Annotated in this window: 12 protein-coding genes; 7 read left to right on the forward strand and 5 right to left on the reverse strand. The window is 69.6% G+C overall.

The window, feature by feature from the left end; translation table 11 throughout:
• Nucleotides 1-54: 54 nt before the first annotated feature.
• Nucleotides 55-1,104, forward strand: coding sequence for a hypothetical protein (locus ACSQ2B_RS05335; protein WP_436047986.1), 1,050 nt, complete (start codon nt 55-57; stop codon nt 1,102-1,104).
• On the opposite strand, the gene ACSQ2B_RS05340 is transcribed toward ACSQ2B_RS05335, so the two are convergent.
• Together ACSQ2B_RS05340 and ACSQ2B_RS05345 are read right to left on the reverse strand one after the other, a co-directional pair.
• Nucleotides 1,101-2,867: an ABCB family ABC transporter ATP-binding protein/permease gene (locus tag ACSQ2B_RS05340; protein WP_436049592.1), complete on the reverse strand. Its 1,767-nt coding sequence runs from the start codon at nt 2,865-2,867 to the stop codon at nt 1,101-1,103. The genes ACSQ2B_RS05335 and ACSQ2B_RS05340 overlap by 4 nt on opposite strands.
• Before the next feature lie 101 nt (nt 2,868-2,968).
• The gene (locus tag ACSQ2B_RS05345; RefSeq protein WP_436047988.1) at nt 2,969-3,730 is read right to left on the reverse strand and encodes a hypothetical protein; all 762 of its coding nucleotides are present in this window, start codon (nt 3,728-3,730) and stop codon (nt 2,969-2,971) included.
• 85 nt (nt 3,731-3,815) lie between these two features.
• On the opposite strand from ACSQ2B_RS05345, the gene ACSQ2B_RS05350 reads away from it, so the two are divergent.
• The 6 genes from ACSQ2B_RS05350 to ACSQ2B_RS05375 all read left to right on the forward strand — a co-directional run bounded on the left by ACSQ2B_RS05350 (nt 3,816) and on the right by ACSQ2B_RS05375 (nt 8,936).
• Complete coding sequence (locus ACSQ2B_RS05350) at nt 3,816-4,418, forward strand: TIGR00730 family Rossman fold protein (RefSeq protein ID WP_436047990.1); 603 nt, start codon at nt 3,816-3,818, stop codon at nt 4,416-4,418.
• A gap of 104 nt (nt 4,419-4,522) precedes the next feature.
• Entirely contained in the window at nt 4,523-5,404 is an 882-nt protein-coding gene (locus ACSQ2B_RS05355) for an AraC family transcriptional regulator (RefSeq protein WP_436047992.1), read from the forward strand.
• 173 nt (nt 5,405-5,577) lie between these two features.
• Entirely contained in the window at nt 5,578-6,780 is a 1,203-nt protein-coding gene (locus tag ACSQ2B_RS05360) for an amidohydrolase family protein (protein WP_436047995.1), read from the forward strand.
• Nucleotides 6,781-6,791: 11 nt separating this feature from the next.
• Entirely contained in the window at nt 6,792-7,325 is a 534-nt protein-coding gene (locus tag ACSQ2B_RS05365) for a gamma carbonic anhydrase family protein (protein WP_436047997.1), read from the forward strand.
• Nucleotides 7,326-7,344: 19 nt separating this feature from the next.
• Nucleotides 7,345-8,628 carry a CaiB/BaiF CoA transferase family protein gene (locus ACSQ2B_RS05370; protein ID WP_436047999.1) on the forward strand — a complete coding sequence of 428 codons (1,284 nt, stop codon included), beginning with the start codon at nt 7,345-7,347 and terminating at the stop codon, nt 8,626-8,628.
• The gene (locus tag ACSQ2B_RS05375; RefSeq protein WP_436048001.1) at nt 8,628-8,936 is read left to right on the forward strand and encodes a hypothetical protein; all 309 of its coding nucleotides are present in this window, start codon (nt 8,628-8,630) and stop codon (nt 8,934-8,936) included. Before ACSQ2B_RS05370 ends, ACSQ2B_RS05375 begins: the two co-directional genes overlap by 1 nt.
• A gap of 88 nt (nt 8,937-9,024) precedes the next feature.
• Here the strand turns inward: ACSQ2B_RS05375 and ACSQ2B_RS05380 are convergent, their stop codons facing one another.
• From ACSQ2B_RS05380 to ACSQ2B_RS05390, 3 genes are all read right to left on the reverse strand, one after another.
• Nucleotides 9,025-9,771, reverse strand: a complete 747-nt coding sequence (locus ACSQ2B_RS05380) for an SDR family NAD(P)-dependent oxidoreductase (RefSeq protein WP_436048003.1) — start codon at nt 9,769-9,771, stop codon at nt 9,025-9,027.
• Nucleotides 9,772-9,972: 201 nt separating this feature from the next.
• Entirely contained in the window at nt 9,973-12,018 is a 2,046-nt protein-coding gene (locus ACSQ2B_RS05385) for an NAD(+) synthase (protein WP_436048005.1), read from the reverse strand.
• A 143-nt stretch (nt 12,019-12,161) separates the two neighbouring features.
• Nucleotides 12,162-14,264, reverse strand: a complete 2,103-nt coding sequence (locus ACSQ2B_RS05390; RefSeq protein ID WP_436048007.1) for an ATP-binding protein — start codon at nt 14,262-14,264, stop codon at nt 12,162-12,164.
• Between the last annotated feature and the right edge of the window lie 74 nt (nt 14,265-14,338).

Genomic DNA, 14,338 nt, shown 5'->3' on the forward strand with positions numbered 1-14,338 from the left:
GCGCAAGGCCGCATGGCCTCCAGCGCCGCGACAGAGACCATCCGGGAGGGTTCGATGCTCGATAGTCCCGCCGCCGAGTCCGAGGACGCTGCAGCCTGGGAGGCCTTCAATGGCGCGATCGCCGCCGCGCGCGCGGAGCTGATGGCCGCCGCCCCTGACGCCGGGACCGCCATCGAGGCCGAGGCCTATCTGATGCGGGTGGCGGCCAGCGCGCTCGGCGACGGCTTCCTCGGCGACCATTTTCGGTCCGGCGGCCTGACCCGCGCCATCCCCACCCGCGGCGGGCCCAACCCCGACTACATCATGGGGCACGCGGCCATCGACCCCGCCCGTCGCTACCGGCTCGAAGGCCGGCTCAACGACAGCGAGCGCGCCGGCGTGGGCCTCTACGCCGTGGGCGCGGACGGCAAGGTCCTGCTGGCCGGCTACGCCGCCTTCGACCGCAGCAAGGTCGACGCCGACGGCGGCTTTCGCCTCGACCTCGCCGCCGACGCCGAGGGCCCCGGGGGCCTGGCGATACCGCCGAACGGCCGGGTGCTGATCGTCCGCCTGCTGCACCGGAGCGCAGGAGCGCCCTGCTGCCTCAGCTTCTCCGGCGGCGCAGCCCCGCCACCGCTGACGCCCGCCACGGGAACCACCGCCGGCGCCCTGACCCTCGCCGGGCGGACTCTGCTGGCCAGCGTCCGCCAGTTCCTGGTGTGGAGCGCGCTGATCGGCGAGGCCCGCAACCGTTTCATCACCCCGCCGGAACGGATCGCCGAGGAGGTCCAGGGCGACCCCGACACCGGCTACTATTTCGCCTATTACGACCTGGCGCCCGGCGAATGGCTGGAGGCGCTGATGCCGCCGGCCGTGACGGGCTACTGGTCGCTCCACGCCTACAATCACTGGTGCGAGTCCCTGCCCAGCGCCGGGACGCACGACCTCAGCGCCAGAGCCGACGCCGACGGCCGCATCCGCGTGCGGATCGGTCCCGATGCGCCTGCGGACCTTGTCAATCGCGTGGACACCCTGGGCCGGCGTCGCGGCGTCCTGATCTACCGCACCCTCGGCGAGACGCAGACGCGGATTCCGGAAGCCGCGGTCCGGAACCGCGAGGCTTAGGCCGCCCGCGTCTGACGCCGCCACAGGGCGGCGTATTCGCCGCCCTTGGCCAGCAGCTCGGCGTGGGCGCCGCGCTCGACGATCTTGCCGCGGCGCAGGACCAGGATCTGGTCGGCGTCGACGATGGTCGAGAGCCGGTGGGCGATGACCAGGGTGGTGCGCCCGGCGCGGGCCTTGCGCAGGGTGTCCTGGATCGCCGCCTCGGTCGGGCCGTCAAGCGCGCTCGTCGCCTCGTCGAGGATCAGCAGCCGCGGATTGGCCAGCAGGGCGCGGGCGATGCCGACCCGCTGGCGCTCGCCTCCGGACAGCTTGAGCCCGCGCTCGCCGACCCGGGTCGACATGCCCTGCGGCAGGCTGTCGATGAAGGCGCCCAGCTCGGCGGCGTCAGCGGCGGCGCGGACGTCCTGCGGGTTGGCGTCCGGCCGGGCGAAGGCGATGTTGCGGTAGAGGGTGTCGTTGAACAGGGCGACGTCCTGCGGCACCAGGGCGACCGCCCCGCGCAGGGCGTCCAGCTTCACCTGGCGCATGTCGACGCCGTCGATCCGCATGCGGCCCTCCTGCGGATCGATCAGCCGCATGGCCAGCCGCACCGCCGTGGTCTTGCCGGCGCCGGAGGGGCCCACGAGCGCCACCGTCTGGCCGGGCCGGGCCTCGAAGCTGACGTCGTTCAGCCCCAGCGAACGGGCGTCGTGACGGAATCCGACGTGCTCGAAGGCCACCGCCGCCCCCTGCCCGCTCGCCGGCGGCAGGTCGCGCGCGTCGGGGGAATCGACGATCTCCGGCGCGACCTTGGTGAGGTCGACCATCTGCTCCATGTCGATGAAGGCCTGGCGGATCTCGCGGTAGTTGAAGCCCAGGACGCCGAGCGGCTGGTAGAGGCCGCGCAGCAAGAGGACGGCGGTGACCACCTGGCCCACCCGCATCTCGCCGTGCATCACCGCCAGCCCCGCCATCACCGTCATCACGGCGAGGCCCAGGTTGAGGATCACCGACTGGGCGGCGTTCAGCAGGTTGAGCGAGGTGTTGGCCTGGACGCTGGCGTCGACATAGGCGTCCATCGCCTCGGCATAGGCCCCGACCACCCGGCGCTCGGCGCCGAAGGTCTTCACCGTCTCATAGTTGATCAGGGCGTCGACCGAGAGCCCGGCCGTGCGGCTGTCCGCATCGTTCAGCGCGCGCCGATGCGACAGCCGCCAATCGGTGATGCGGAAGGTGACCACCACATAGATGGCGATGCTGACGAAGGCGGTCAGGGCGAAGCGCCAGTCGAGCCGGGTGATCATCACCACCATGCCCAGGACCAGTTCTATCAGCGTCGGGCCGATGCTGAACACCACGCTGCGGATCAGGAAGTCGGTGGAGCGCGAACCGCGATCGATGATCCGCGACAGCGAGCCCATCTGCTTGGACTGGTGGAAGTCCAGGGAGAGGCTAAGCGCGTGCTGGAAGGTCTCGACGGCGGCCCGCGCCATGGTCGACTGCGCCACGCGGGTGAAGATCACGTCCCGAACGTAGGGCGCGCCCGCCGCGATGAAGCTCAGGGCCGCGAAGATCAGGGCGCCGGCGACGAAGCCGCTTCCCAAGGTTCCGCCTGGCAGAATCCCGCCAGCCTGGGGCGTCAGGGTGTTGACCGCGTCGCCCAGCACCACCGGGCTCCAGACGCTGGCCAGCTTGCCGACGACGACCAGGGCCAGGGCGGCCCCGATGCGCAGGCGCAGGTTCGGCGCGCCGGACCGCAGCACCAGCCGGCCGAGGTCGGCCATCGAGGTCCAGAAGTCGAACTTGACGCCCTTCGGCGCAACCGCGTCGGTCTCGCCGAACCGGCGGGCCGCCTGTGCGTGCAAAAAGGCCAAGTAGGGCTCCGCTAACCGGCGAGAAGGGTGGATTGCACCCCGCCCCCCGGCGTCAACCAGTCGGCGCGCAAGCCGCGCCCGGTCAACTGGCTACGCAGCGGTCCCTCGACAAGGGGCGCCGCTGGGGTGGCGTCCAGGCCAATGGCATCGGTGAACCCTACGCCGGTCGCTTCGACCTGGTGAGGCCCGGGCGAAAGCCGGGAGATGGCGAAGCTGAACCGGCCGTCCGGATCGGTCCGCGCATCGCCCAGCGCCCGGCCGTCCAGCCGCACGGCGACGTCCGTGCCGGCGGCCGCCCAGCCGGAGAGCAGCGCTCCCCCCTCGGCGTCGAAATCAAGCGCGGCGATCCGCGAGCCGGCCGGCCGGTCGAGCCTGAGCGCAGCCGCGCCAGCGCGCAGCAGCGCGGTCTCGCCGCGCGGCCCCACCAGGACATAGCCCTCGGCCTGCACGCGCCGCGCGCCGTCCTGCGCCGAGAGGCCGAAGATCTGCGCCGCCACGCCGGTCGCCACCTGCAGCCGCCACGCGCCCTTGCCGTCGGCCCGGGTGGTCGCCGTCGGGCCGCCAGGCGTGGCCAGCCGCACCTCCGCCCCCGCCGCCGCCTGGCCGCGCAACAGGACAAGGCCTGCCGAGGGCGTCGCCTCGACCACAGCCGGCGGCGAAATATAGCCGGCGTCGCCCTCCGCGACCTGGCCCGAGGCGCGCGGCGACGGCGCCTGGCAGCCGCCTAAGCAGATGAGCACTGCAGCGGCGATTTGCGCCTTTCCCAACGACACGTGGCGAACCAAACTCCTAAACCCTAGCTATAGGTAATGATGACTTCGGCCCGCAGCTGCAAGCTGGGCCTGACGGAGTAGGTTTATGAGGCATGCGACAGATAGCGTGGATTCGGTGTGCGTCTTCTGCGGTTCTTCGGACGCCGCCGATCCCGCCTACCTCCGCGCCGCCGCAAGCCTCGGCCGGGACCTGGCGGCGGCGGACCTGAAGCTGGTCTACGGCGGCGGCGGGGTGGGCCTGATGGGCGCCTGCGCGCGCGCCGCGCACGAGGCCGGCGGCCGGGTGCTGGGGATCATTCCCGACTTCCTGGTCGGACGCGAACAGGCCCTGGAAAGCGTCGAGCACGTGGTCGTGGCCAATATGCACGAGCGCAAGATGCTGATGTTCGATCGCTCCGACGCCTTCGTCGTCCTGCCCGGCGGCATCGGCACGCTGGAGGAGGTCGTCGAGCTGCTCTCCTGGCGCCGTCTCGACCTGCACGCCAAGCCGGTGATCTTCTACAACCCGGACGGCTTCTGGCAGCCGCTGTTCGACCTGTTCCAGCATACAGTCGACGCCCGCCTCACCCCGGCCGGATTCATGAACGCCTGGACCGCCGTCGACCACATCGAGGACGTCGTCCCGGCGCTGCGCGCCGCCGAGCCCCAACCCGACGACGCCTCCCTCAAGGTCGCCCGCACGGGCTGAGGCTTCCGCTGGCCACCGCCTCCCCCGCAAACTAGATTGCGTTCGGAAGATCGAGGAGACGGCGCAACGTCTCTCATCAGGGAGGAACCGGATGAGACGTGGGCATGCCGAGCCTGTTTGAACCCCAGGAGCTGACCGCTCTCAGGGATCTGCTCAGTCCGGGGCCACCGCAGACGCCAGCCTTCGGCTGCCAGCAGAGCGCCGCCTTGCTGCAGATGTATGCGCCGGGCGCCCGTCCGCGGCCGGGCGCGGTCTGCAGCGACGAACTGGACGTGGATTCGCACTGGCATTTCCACGACATGCATCAACTCCTGTTCGCGTTCGAGGGAGCGGTCGAGCTCGAAGGCGACCGTGGCCGGCATCTGATCCCCCGGCAGGTCGCCGCCTGGATCCCGGCCGGCGCGCCGCATCGCGCGAGCATCCATCGCGTCCGCTCGGGCTCGATCTTCTTCACCGTCGACATGGTCCGCGATCCGGAGACGCGCATTCGCACCGTGACCGTCTCGGCCCTGATGCGCGAGATGATGCGGGAAGCCATGCGCTGGCCGCTGCAGGGCCCTGACGGCCCGCTGCGCACCAGCTTCTTCAAGACCATGGCCGGGCTCTGCAGCGAGTGGATCGAGCGCGAAGCCGACCTCTTCCTGCCGACCAGCAACGACCCGCGCCTGACCCGTGCGCTCGACGTCACGGCCAGGCGCGCCGACCTGAAGCTTTCGGACGTCAGCCGCCACGCCGGCATGTCGGAGCGCTCCCTGCGCCGGCACCTGAAGGCCGAGACCGGCATGACCTGGGAGGCCTACCGCCAGCGCAGCCGTCTGCTGCAGGCGGTTTCCCTGCTCAGCGAGACCGACGGCACCATCGTCCAGATCGCGGCGACCTGCGGCTTCGAAAGCCCGTCCGCCTTCGCCAAGGCGTTCCGCGTGGCGATGGGCGAAGTCCCGAGCGCCTATCGCAACCGGGTCACGGGGACGCCGGTCGACCGATGATCGCCTGGCGCGGTCCGAGTCCGCCCGGTTTGGCCGCTCAGAGCGAGGCTTTGGCCGAACAGCGCGCGTAACCGCCGCGCGCCATCAACATAGTCAGCGCCAACGACAAGCCGTGCAGGCGGGCGATCCCAAGCCCCTCGCCTGCCGAGACGGCGCTGACCTGGATGGCCCTGATGACGACCGCCACGCTCGAGCACGGCGACAGCAAGACCCGGCTGAAGATCATCGACGCCGACACCCACCTGTCCGAGCCGCCGGACCTTTGGCTGAAGCATGCGCCGGCGGCGCTGCGCGACCGGGTGCCGCAGATCAAGCAGTACAACGGCCGGACCTCCTGGGTGATCGACGGCGACAAGCCGATCGGCCTGGGCGCCAACCCCTACAGCGCGGTCCTGAAGGACGGCGGCAAGGTCATGGACGTCGAAGATTTCGGCCCCCTCACCTATGCCGACGTTCACCCGGGCTCCTACGCGGTGAAGCCGCGCCTGGCGGAGATGGACCGGTGCGGGGTTTGGGCGCAGATCGTCTATCCCAACATCCTGGGCTTCGGCGGCCAGGGCGCCGCCAAGGTCGATCCGGCGCTGCGGCTCGCCTGCGTCCAGATCTACAACGACGCCACGGCGGAGATGCAGGCGGAGTCCGGCCTGCGGCTGTTCCCGATGGCGCTGCTGCCCTGGTGGGACCTCGCGGCGGCGGTGAAGGAGACCGAGCGCGCCAAGACGCTTGGCCTGCGCGGCGTCAACATCAACTCCGATCCACACACCCACAAGGACGAAGACGGCCAGCCGATCCCCGACCTCGGCTCGCCGCGCTGGGATCCCCTCTGGGAAGTCTGCCAGGCGCTCGACATGCCGATCAACTTCCACATCGGCGCCAGCGAGCAGTCGATGGACTGGGTCGGCGGCCAGGGTTGGCCTTCGCTGGACACCTCCCTGCGCGGCGCGCTGAGCGGCTCGATGCTGTTCTTCAACAACGGCCGCGTCATGGCCAACATCATCTACAGCCGCGCGCTCGACCGCTATCCGCAGCTCAAGTTCGTCTCGGTGGAGAGCGGCATCGGCTGGGTGCCGTTCCTGCTGGAGTCGCTCGACCACCAGCTCGACGGCATGGCCGGAAACCGCAGGTTCGAGATGCGGCCGTCGGAGTATTTCAAGCGCAACTTCTACGCCTGCTTCTGGTTCGAGAAGGACGACATCTCCCAGATGATCCGCAAGGTCGGCGTCGACAACGTCCTCTTCGAGACGGACTTTCCGCACCCGACCTGCCTCTTCCCGATCGACGACCTCGACGCCCGCTTGAGCGGCCTCACCCTGCCGGAGCGGGACAAGGTGCTGAGCACCAATGCGGCCCGCGTCTACAACATCCCGATCGCCTGAAAGGTCTCCACATGAAGATCTACGCCTTCCATGAGAAAACCCCGCGTATCGCCAGGTCGGCGCTGATCGCGGACAATGTCATCATCATCGGCGACGTCGAAATCGGCGAGAACTGTTCGATCTGGCCCGGCGTCGTCATCCGTTCAGACACCACGCCAATTCGCATCGGCGCCAATGTCCACATCGAGGAAAACTCAATTCTCCACACCTCGACCCATATCGAGGACAATGTGATGATCGGTCATGGCTGCTGCATCGAGGGCTTCATCGGCCACGACTCGATGCTCGGCAACACCGCTTCGATGATGCCGATGTCCCGGCTGGGCGCCCATTCGACGCTGGCCGCGGGAAGCGTGCTCATGGATGGCGCGGAACTGCCCCCCTACAGCTTCGCCCTCGGCGTTCCCGCCAAGGTTCACTCCCGGATCGAGCTGGACAATCCGAAGCACATCGCACGGCGGGCGACGACCTACATCGAGGGCCCGCGAGGGATCGCCGCCCTGGCCGACGAATACCGTCGCCAGGGCATCTGGTCGCGCGACTGAACCCGGGCGGAGGCTCCAGATGAACGACGCAGCCATGGACACGATGGAACCGGCCGCCGGCACGGCCCTTCCCGGACCGCTTGAGGGAATCCGCGTGGTCGACTGGACCATCTGGCAGCAGGGGCCGGTCGCGGGCGCCATGCTGGGGGACCTGGGGGCCGACGTGATCAAGATCGAGGAGCGCGAAGGCGGGGATTCCGGCCGGGCGATCTTCGTATTCCCCGAGACCGGGGCCTCGCCCTATTTCGAGGTCAACAACCGCAACAAGCGCAGCCTCGCCATCGACCTGAAGAAGCCGGAGGGCGCCGATCTGGTGCGCAAGGTCATCGCCCAGTCGGACGTCTTCATCCAGAATTTCCGGCCCTCGGTCGCGGAGAAGGTGGGCCTCGACTACGAGACCCTGCGGGCGCTGAACCCGCGGCTCATCTACGCCTCGGCGAGCGCCTTCGGCGCTCGCGGCCCCGACCGCACCGCCCGCGCCTATGACCTGCTGGGCCAGGCGCGATCCGGCCTCCTGCTTCGGCCAGGACACGAGGACGAACCGGCGATCCCGGACGGCGGCATGGCCGACCAGATGGGCGCGATCATGCTGGCCTATGGCGTGCTGGCCGCGGTGGTGGCCCGCGAACGCCACGGCGTCGGCCAGAAGGTGGACACCTCGCTGCTCGGCAGCATGCTCTGGCTGCGCGGCCTGCCCGTTGCGGTGGAGCTCATGAGGCACAAGGGCGCGGCGGCCTCCTCGCAATTCTCCAAGCACATCACCTCGAAGCGGCCGACCCGGCTCGATCCGGGCAATCCGCTCTGGAACACCTACAAGTGCGCCGACGGAAAATGGATCGCGCTGGCCATCCTGCAGTCGGATCCGCACTGGCCGACGGTGCTGGAGGCGCTGGGGAACCCCGACTCCCTGGCCAAGGACGAACGTTTCGTCGACCACCTGCGACGCTGCGAGAACGCCAAGGCCTGCGTCCCCATCCTCGAGGAGATCTTCGCGGCACGGCCGCGCGAAGCGTGGCTCCAGCGGCTCACGACCAAGGGCGACCTGCCGGTCTGCGCCATCAACACCACCGCCGACGCCGCGTCCGACCCGCAGGCGATCGCCAACGGCTACATCACCGACTTCGACCATCCGGCGTGGGGACAGGTGCGCGTCCCGGGCTTCCCCATCGACCTGTCGGAGACGCCAGCCCGCATCCAGCGCCGGGCGCCCGAGTTCGGCGAGCATACGGAGGAGATCCTCATCGACCTGCTCGGCCTGGACTGGGACGAGGTCGCCTCGCTGCGCCAGCGGGACGTCATCTGATGACGGCTCTGACGCCGGGGCGGCGGCTTCGCAGCGCGACCTGCACGACCGAGGTGCTGGTGGTCGCGCCCGGCGCGGGCGTCCTGACCTGCGGCGGGAAGCCGATGGCGCCCGCGTCCGGGGCGTCGGAGGCCGCCGCGTCGACCCCGGCCGGCGGCCAAGCCTGCGGGACCCTGCTTGGGAAGCGCTACCGCTCGCCCGACGGCCGGCTGCAGCTGCTATGCCTGCGCCAGGGCGACGGTCGGCTCGCGCTCGACGGCGTCCCGCTCGAGGTGATGACACCGAAGACTCTGCCGGCGTCGGACTGAGGCTCGAGGGCCCGACGTCGGAGAGCGATCCGGCGGCGAGCGGACCGTCCGTCCGCCCCCTCGCCTTCCATCGCTGATCCCAGCGGTCTTACGAAACGACCCGCCCGCCGTTGACCCCGATGGTCTGGCCGGTGACGTAGCTGCTGGCTTCCGACGCCAGCCAGGCGCAGGCGTTGGCGATGTCTTCCGGCTCGCCCATGCGGCGGACGGGGATGGTCTGCAGCAGAACCTCTTCCGGGATCTGGAAGCGCTGCTTGTTGGCCTCGGACATGATGGTGTTCATCACCGAGCCGGGCGGGATGTTGTTGACCGTGATGCCCAGCGGACCCAGTTCCTGAGCCAGCGAACGGGTCAGGGTGACGATCGCGCCCTTCGACGACGAATAGGCCGCCATATTGATCGCGCCGGTCTGGGCGCTGGAGGACGAGAGGTTGATGATGCGGCCCCACTTGGCCGCCTCCATGTCGGGCAGGACGACCTGGGTGACGATGAAGGTGCCTTTGAGGTTGACCTCCATCATCCGGTCCCACTGCTGGTCGGTGATCTCCTTGAACGGGACGAAGCCCGTCATCCCGGCGTTGTTCACCACGATGGTCACCGGGCCGAACGCCTCGCGCAGCTTCGTCACCGCCGCGACGACCTCGCCGCGCTGGGTGATGTCGGCCTTCAGCGCGACGGCCTGGCCGCCCGCCGCCTTGATCTCGGCGACGGTGCGCTCGCAGTCCTCGATGTTGAGGTCGAGCACGCCGATCGCGATCCCGTCCTGCGCCAGGCGCAGGGCGCACGCCCGCCCGATCCCAGCCGCCGCGCCCGTCACCAATGCTGTCTTCGCCATGCTCGTCTCCTCCAAGTCGCGCTGATCACCGACGCCCCGACGTTCGGCTGTTGAACCCAGCCTGATCAGGGGTCGCATCGCTCGGCTCCATCCTTGCGACGGGCCGGCCATGATCGATAACAGGGCTTAATTCCGCAGGCCGATACGGGCAAGCCGTACCGTCGCAGACAACGCTCCGGCGAAGGCCGCGTCGACCGCGGCTCAGGGAACGTTGGCGTCCAGCTCCTCCAGCCACACCTTCGCCGTCCCGTCCGAGGGCGCGCGCCAGTCGCCACGCGGCGAGAGACTGCCGCCGGAGACGACCTTCGGCCCATTGGGCATGGCCGAGCGCTTGTACTGGCTGGTCTGGAAGAACCGGAACAGGAAGACGCCCATCCAGCGCTTGATGGTCGCCAGGTCGTAGGCGTGGCGCGCCTCGGCCGGGAAGTGCGGCGGCCAGGGTTCGCGGCCGGCGTCCTTCCAGGCGTGCCAGGCGAGGAAGGCGACCTTCGAGGGCCGCAGGCCGTAGCGGGTGATGTAGTAGAGGCTGAAGTCCTGCAGCTCGTAGGGACCGACGATGGCCTGGGTGCTCTGGATCGCGCCGGTCGCGTCGGCCGGCACCAGTTCGGGGGAAATCTCCGTGTCCAGGACCTCCAGCAGGATCTTCGCCGCCGCTGGATCGAAATGGCCGCCCTCCGCCACCCAGCGGATCAGGTGCTGGATCAGGGTCTTCGAGATCGAGCCGTTGACATTGTAGTGGCTCATCTGGTCGCCGACGCCATAGGTGCACCAGCCCAGCGCCAGCTCCGAGAGGTCGCCGGTGCCGAGCACGAAGCCGTTGTTCTGGTTGGCCAGGCGGAACAGATAGTCGGTGCGCAGACCGGCCTGCACGTTCTCGAACGTCACGTCATAGACCGGCTTGCCGTCGGCGAACGGGTGGCCGATGTCCTCCAGCATCCGCTCCGCCGCCGGTCGGATGTCGATCTCCCGGCCCGTGACGCCCAGCGCCCGCATCAGGCCCCAGGCGGCGGACTTGGTCCCCTCGCTGGTGGCGAAGCCCGGCAGGGTGAAGCCCAGGATGTTGGCGCGCGGCAGTCCCAGCGCGTCGAACGCCCGGCAGGCGACGATCAGGGCGTGAGTCGAGTCGAGCCCGCCCGAGACCCCGATGACGACCTTCTGGGCGTCGGTCGATTGCAGCCGCTTGGACAGCCCCTGGACCTGGATGTTGAAGGCCTCGTAGCAGTCCTTGTCGAGGCGGGCCGGGTCGCTCGGCACGAAGGGGAAGCGCTCGACCGCCCGCGTCAGGCCGACGTCGCGGCCGTGCGGCCGATGCTCGAAGCGGACGCAGCGGAAGGCCTTCTCCGGATAGCCCGCCGCCATCGCCGCGGCGTTGAAGGTCGGCGTGCGCATCCGCTCCAGCCGCAGCCGCTCGACGTCGATGTCGGCGATCGCCATCTGGCCCTTTGTCGGGAAGCGCTCGGTCTGCGCCAGCCGCTTGCCCAGCTCGTGGATGCTGGCCTGGCCGTCCCAGGCGAGATCGGTGGTGCTCTCGCCGGGACCGGCGGCGGAATAGAGATAGGCGGCATGGCAGCGGGCCGACTGGGAGGCGCAGAGGATCTCGCGCTCGTCGGCCTTGCCCACCACGATGTTGGAGGCCGACAGGTTCAACAGGATCAGGGCGCCGGCGAGCGCGGCCCGGGTCGAGGGCGGCTGCGGCGCCCAGAAGTCCTCGCAGATCTCGGCGGCGAAGCTGAAGTCCTTCAGGTCGGCGGCTTCGAAGATCAGGTCGGTCCCGAAGGGGACGCGCTGGCCCGCGACCTCGATCTCCTGGCCCTGCACCCCCCAGCCCGGGGTAAACCAGCGCAGCTCGTAATATTCACGGTAGTTGGGCGGGAAGCTCTTGGGGACGACGCCCAGCACCCTGCCCTTGGCGATCGCCACCGCGCAATTGTAGAGCCGCCCGCCATGCTCCAGCGGCGCGCCGACCACCAGCACGGGATCGAGCCGGACGCTGGCGGCGGCCAGGCCCGCGAGCTCCGCGTCCACCCTGCGCAGCAGGGCGTCCTGCAGCAGCAGGTCGTCGATGGCGTAGGCCGAGATCCCGAGCTCCGGGAACAGCATCAGATCGACGCCCTGGGCGTGTCCCTGCTTGGCCAGGGCCAGGGTCTCGGCGGCGTTGAACCCGGGATCCCCCACCGCCACGCGCGGCGTGCAGACCGCCGTGCGGACGAAGCCTTGAGTGTGGATGGCGTAGAACGGGCTGGTCACGCGCTCGGGCTCCGTCGGCTTTTGATCACCCAACTCACCGGGCGCCCAGGCGGCGCCGCCGGCCCGGAAATATGCTCACTCTGAGCATATATAGAGGAACCCCGGCTCCGGCGCAAAAGGCCTGCGTCCCGCCTGCCTCTGGGTCACGCCCGTCTGACCGTCGATTCGGCGTCCGCCGAGCCCGAGCCCAGGCGCAGGGCAAGATCGAGCGCCGCGTAAAGGACCTGACTTTCGATCGGCTTGGGGACGTGCCCATCCACGCCCGCGGCCGTCGCCGCCTCGATCTGATGCGCCATGGCGTCCGCCGTCAGCGCGATGATCGGGGTGCGCCTGCCGCCGCCCTTTTCGTCGGCCCGGATCTGGCGGGTGGCCTCGAGGCCGTCCATCACCGGCATCTGCATGTCCATGAGAATGAGGTCGAACGGCGCCTGCCTGGCCGCCTCGACAGCCTCGAGCCCGTCGGCGACCATCGTCAGCTCGATCTCCAGAGGCTCGAGCAAGGCCTTGAGGACCAGCTGGTTCACCGGGTTGTCTTCGGCCGCCAGCACGCGCACGGGGGCGGAATCCCGCGGCCGCAACTCGAAGGGCGCCTCGTCCTCGGTCGCCGGAACCGGCTCCGACGCCGGCGCCAGCGGCAGGACCACTTCGAAACGGGAGCCTCGACCCAGCTCGCTGGTGACCTGGATGTCCCCGCCCATCCTCTGCGCCAGCTCCCGCGAGATCGCGAGCCCGAGCCCCGTGCCGCCGTAGCGGCGCGTGATCGACCCGTCCGCCTGGCTGAACTTCTGGAACAGGCGGTCGAGCTGGTCCGGCGCAATGCCGATTCCCTGGTCAACGACGGCGAAGCCGAGGCCGCCAGGCGCCTTGAACACCTCGACGGAGACCTCGCCGTGGGCGGTGAACTTCACCGCATTCGAAAGCAGGTTCTGCAGGATCTGTCGCAACCGCGCCCGGTCGCCCCGCCATTGGCCGACGGCCGCCTCGCCGACCTTCGCGCTCAGGCGCACGCCCTTGGTCCGCGCGACCTCCTGATGAAGCGTGATCAGATCCGCGACCATGCTTTCGACATCGAAAGCGGCCGTCTCGATCTCGAGGCGGCCAGCCTCGATCTTTGACAGGTCGAGCACGTCGTTGAGAAGGTCGAGGAGGACCTCTCCGGACCGCCGAATGGTCTGGACCCGGGCGAGCTGCCTTGGGGTGAGCGGCTCACGTTCGAGCGCTTGCGCCATGCCGAGCACGCCGTTCAGGGGCGTGCGGATTTCGTGGCTGACGTTGGCGATGAACTCCGACTTCATCTTGCTCGCCGCCTGCGCCTCCGCCAGCGCCACGCGTCGGGCGCGATCGTACGCTTCGCTGGCCCGCAAAAGTCGGCGAATTCGTCGCCTGAGCAGGTCGAAGGTGCAGGTCAGCAGGACGAGCGCCGCCAGGACATATCCCCGCGCCCGCCAAAGCGCCTCCGGTCCGGGCCGGGCGACGCGCCAGGCGATCGCCGGCGACGGTCCCGGCGCGGCGTCGACGAGCACGACCCGCCCCATGCCTGGCTCGCCGCCGTGGAGAAGCCTCGCCCCGGACACGCCGAGATCGTCGTCGAACTGCCGCAGCAGTTCGCGGTCAATCCGCAAGCCGCTGGCCACCACGCTGGCGGGCTGAGCGCCGGAGGTCCGGCCATCGGACGGCCCGAGGGTCGAAAGCGCCAGTAGATAGACCTCATCCCCGCACGACAAGGCGGTCGTGCGCCAGCTGGTGTAGCCGACGGCCGGCGCCGGTGAGGCCGAGGCGTCGAGCCCGCGGCGCCTGGCCAGTTCCTGGCGCTGGAGTTGCAGCACCATCGGACGAAGCGCGCTCGCGCAGGCTGCGACGGAAGCGACCGGCGCGCGTCGCCGCTCGCGGGCGGCGTAGGCCAGACTGCCGTGCGAATCCCACATGAGACCGAGGTTGTGCCCGAACGAGCCCTGGTAGTAGGCGGCCACGAGATGATCATCGATCCACTTCGGTTCGAGACCGTTGCGCGTATGCAGCCAGGCCTCGTCCCACTGCGTGCCCGAGAGCACCTCGGCGCCGATCCGCCGCAGGGTCCGTTGAACGTAACGGTGCGCGACCAGCGTCTCGCGAGACGCCTCCTGTTGGTCCAGAGCGCGCCAGGAAAAGCCGATCAGCGCGGCGCCGCTGACGACGATCAGCAGAATGGCGATGCAGAAGAGCGCCGCGACACTGCGATACTCAGAGGTCTCTCTCTGCAATCCCACGCGCCCTGCTCGAACTCCGCGGGAATTCTAAGGGCAAAGGATGAAGACACGCTGAAGCTACGCCGCCATCGACC

Origin of the sequence: Phenylobacterium sp. LjRoot225, assembly GCF_964252855.1 — a bacterium.
In the GTDB taxonomy this organism is placed as follows: Bacteria; Pseudomonadota; Alphaproteobacteria; order Caulobacterales; family Caulobacteraceae; genus Phenylobacterium.